The sequence below is a fragment of the Arhodomonas sp. KWT genome (genome assembly GCF_010993615.1).
The window spans coordinates 1-3,687 of record NZ_WNXE01000210.1 but is presented as its reverse complement, the minus strand read 5'-3'; the positions used below and the strand labels follow the sequence as shown (position 1 = coordinate 3,687).

The window sequence follows — 3,687 nt, the reverse complement described above, 5'->3', positions numbered from 1 at the left end:
CAGGCGCTGAAGGAATGGCAACAAAGCCACCCGCAACTATTCATTCGGCAGGTGCGCAATCATCCGGGACCTGACAACTAGGCGTTCCATACCCCCCATCAGCGGCGGCAGGTTTCGGGTGACCAATAGGACCCGTCGATTTAGGCTGATTTTAGTGGTCATTGTCCACAGTGTGGATGCTGTTTTGGTCGGTGTCCTTGTACATCAGCTGCGTGATCTGTTCGGAGACTAAGCCAATGAGGAACGCTAGGACGGCGGTCGTTAAGAGTAGCGCCGACATGTTGGTGAAACGCCCCTGGCTGATATATGTAAATGCATAATACGCAAGACCTAGTAAAAACATTCCGCCGCTCGCCGGAGCAAATATCTTTAAGGGTGAATAAAGCGTTGCGACCTTAAAGATAATCAGAAGAAACCGTAGCCCGTCCCGGATGGGGCGGATGTGGCTGCGGCCGCTCCGTTGCCGTGCGGTTATCGGAACATACTCTACGGTATAGCCGGCCCTGAAAAACGCCATGGTAATTGTTGTAGGATATGAAAATCCGTTAGGTAATAAGTAAAGGAACTTGCGGAACGGCGCCGCGCGGACCGCGCGGAAGCCGGAGGTTAGGTCGGGTATTGCATGACCTGTCATATAGGTGGCGAGACGATTGTATAAAGCATTAGCCATGCCGCGGCCTATGTTCGCCTGGGATGCGCTGCGTCTTGCTCCTATCACCATGTCCATGCCGTCACGTTCCATGATGTCGAGAAGAACTTGTATGTCTGCGGGGTCGTGCTGACCGTCAGCATCCATAAAAACGAATATTTCACCCTCGGCATGACGTGCGCCTAGTTTTACCGCGGCGCCGTTGCCCATGCTGTATGGACGTGATAGCACGCGCGCACCAGCATTTGCTGCTATAGAACCGGTTTCGTCACTTGAGCCGTCGTCCACCACCAGGATTTCATGCGCGGAAAGATGCGTCTGGATGGCATGTATTACTGAAGCGACCGAATCTGCTTCGTTCTTTGCTGGCAATATAACCGAAACGCGGTTCTGGGGGGCGGGTGTCTTGGTCATTATGCCCGTCCTGATTGTTCCATAAGTTTGATTTGGGGTTCCTTTGTCATTTGGGCAACCCAGCCGGTAGAAGTATTTCTTTGGTTTTTCCTGTGCGGTTCTGAGGTTTGGCGTGTGAATCGCCGGGCGGCACCGGGAACTCAGACTGTTTGGCTGTATCCCAGTCCAATATATGCGACATGAGAGTGCGGATATGTAGTTCCCCAAACCGGGTGGGGCGGTCGTTTTTGAACCTCTCCGACGCGAGGGCTTTTGCCAATTCAGGGAATCCCGCCATGCGGAGACCAGACTCCTGTTTTTCCCTCATTCGGGGGTCATAGACTAGCTTGTTCGCTTGCTTGAAAGCATTGTAGGCCTCGTGGCCGATCCCTTTGCTAGCAAGAATGTAACCTGCCAGCGTCCATAAATATTTTTTCTGCCATATCCCGAATTTGGGATTGTCGAGTAGCGCTCTAATTATGTAGTAACTCTGTTCGACACTTAATCCCTCGCACTCACCGCTTGCCGCCTGCCGAATAAGTGGTTCAAGGTATTGGTTGAGACCGTTGAACTCCGGGGTATGTTTGGCCATTGTTATTAATGCTTTTACACGGTCTGGGTCAAGCGGTGACCTTGGGCAGTTAAGGCGAAGGGTAAGTAGCCTAGGCGCCAGAAGGGAGGGGGCGTTTTTTTGCCACTCTGTCAACGCGTATCGAAGTGTCATGACATTGTTGTAGCGGTTTGCAACAAATGATAAGCGAAGCCAGGCAGATGACGACTTTGGTGCTTCAATAGTCCAAACAGTTGCTGCAAGTTGCGGCTTGCCCCACAAACTTGCGCGTAAGTGTGCCTGTGCCGCGTTGGCGGCAAAAAGAGTGGCAAATAAGGCAAATGCGAGTTTTTTCTTGTGGTTGTATAGAATGTTTATGCCTCTAAGGCCGGCGATGATAAGACCTATAGAAGGTAGGTAATTTCGGTGCTCATAGTAGAGGTCGAGGGAGAGCCCGGAAGATTCTATAAGGTGGCCTGCAAAGAAAAACAGAAAACCAAGTGCTATCAATGGGAATCGTTTGCGCACGTAAAGCGCGATAATGACTAAAGCTGCAATTGTGGCCCAGCCGATTGCGGAAATTATGATATTTTCGGTGCTGGGGGGTATTGGTATAAAGCTGTCGTAAAATAATCCAGAGGTTGAGTTTTGGGGGATGAGGATTTTATACATGTAGTTCAGCAGGACCTCTCCTTGAAGAAGGACTCGTCCGAATCCTGCCGTCCATGTCGCGCCAGATTTCGCGGTGCTTATGGCCAAGTAAAAAAGTATAATGGCCATTGGCGCGATGCCGTACGAAAAAACGACTAGGCGCCTAATTAAGGGGTTTTTCGTGGATGTGTCGCTTGATGAAAGAACCGTGGCTTCTAGGATAACGATGAGTATGGGCGCGATGGCCGCATTTTCTTTCGCATAAAACCCGATGAGTGCAGCAAGTGGGCAGGCGACCAGAAAGGCAATGCCTCTCTTTGGGCGGTTGTTTTCAATAGCGTGACGGCCGGAAATATAGAGCGAAAGCGACGCGAGTGTAAAAAGAGCGGAAAGTTGCGTCATGCGCTGGATGACATAAAAGACGGTCGATATTTGTAGCGGTAAAATCAACCAAAGAGAGCACGCCAGTAGGGGGAGAAGGTTGTTTTGGAGTTCATTGTCTTGGGCGGCTTTTTGTCGCACGCTTTTTATGCAGAGACGTGTAAATTGAAAGACAGCAACTCCAGTGAGAAGGTGGAGCATCAGGTTGGTCCAAAGGAAGGAGGTGGCGTCGCCGGGCCAGCCGTACTGATTAATCAGAAACGTAAGTAGGGATACAGGGCGGCCGGTAGGGCCGGAGATGTTGCCCGTTAGAAAAGACATTATTTCATGGTACGAGTCCACTAGCCCATGGGCTCTACCTAAAGGTTCCAGATTCGAGAAGTCGTCAAAAAGGAAACTTCCGGATAGCCCCGCTTTTAATATATAAAAAGAAAATATAAGAGAAACGGGTAGTGCTAACGCGGAAAAGAATTCAGATATGGGTTGCGGCGTGCGGGGATGAGTGATGGACATTGCCTTTCCGGAAAAGAAGATGGGGCCAATTTGATTGGCCCCATCATATCACCCTTCGGTTGAGCGTCGTCGTTTACTGGCAGCTGCTCGGGGCGTACTCGACCGATCCGGAGGAGTTGCACTCCCACGTCACGGAGCCGGAATTCAGTGTGGGGTCCATGCTGATCGTGAGACTTGACAGCTGGCCGGAGCCTGTAACGGAAATAGAACCGCCGTTCCAGGTTACGCCACTCACAAGGTCCGTGCTTACGCTAGAAAAGTTAACGCTACCCGCGTTCGGGAGGTAGCCGTTGACCACGGCAAACTCGGAAACTGCGGTCTTGACGGGCGCAGCGACCGAGATCAGCTCACTGGCCTGAGCGCGCCGGGTGTAGTCCTGATACGCCGGGATGGCGATGGCGGCGAGGATGCCGATGATCGCAACAACGATCATCAGCTCGATGAGCGTGAAGCCCTGCTGTGTCTTCTTCATGGGTGAACTCCATTTGCGTTCAACAGTACTGAAGTTGTCCGGGTGGCCGTGTGTGCCCAACCGGGTTGCCCCGGTCCA

3 protein-coding genes are annotated in these 3,687 nt (G+C 51.7%); all 3 read right to left on the bottom strand.

Translation table 11 applies throughout. The annotated features are described in order from the left end of the window. Positions 1-151 precede the first annotated feature (151 nt). Entirely contained in the window at positions 152-1,063 is a 912-nt protein-coding gene (locus G7A99_RS16735) for a glycosyltransferase family 2 protein (protein ID WP_163142252.1), read from the bottom strand. 46 nt (positions 1,064-1,109) lie between these two features. Beyond that, positions 1,110-3,137 (bottom strand): hypothetical protein, encoded by a 2,028-nt coding sequence (locus tag G7A99_RS16730; protein ID WP_163142249.1) that lies wholly within the window; start codon positions 3,135-3,137, stop codon positions 1,110-1,112. A gap of 73 nt (positions 3,138-3,210) precedes the next feature. After that, positions 3,211-3,609: a pilin gene (locus G7A99_RS25810; protein WP_163142246.1), complete on the bottom strand. Its 399-nt coding sequence runs from the start codon at positions 3,607-3,609 to the stop codon at positions 3,211-3,213. Positions 3,610-3,687: the final 78 nt, after the last annotated feature.

Bases quoted from the DNA above. Each gene is read 5' to 3' on its own strand.
- G7A99_RS16735 (WP_163142252.1), bottom strand. From the start codon at position 1,063: ATGACCAAGACACCCGCCCCCCAGAACCGCGTTTCGGTTATATTGCCA.
- G7A99_RS16730 (WP_163142249.1), bottom strand. From the start codon at position 3,137: ATGTCCATCACTCATCCCCGCACGCCGCAACCCATATCTGAATTCTTT.
- G7A99_RS25810 (WP_163142246.1), bottom strand. From the start codon at position 3,609: ATGAAGAAGACACAGCAGGGCTTCACGCTCATCGAGCTGATGATCGTT.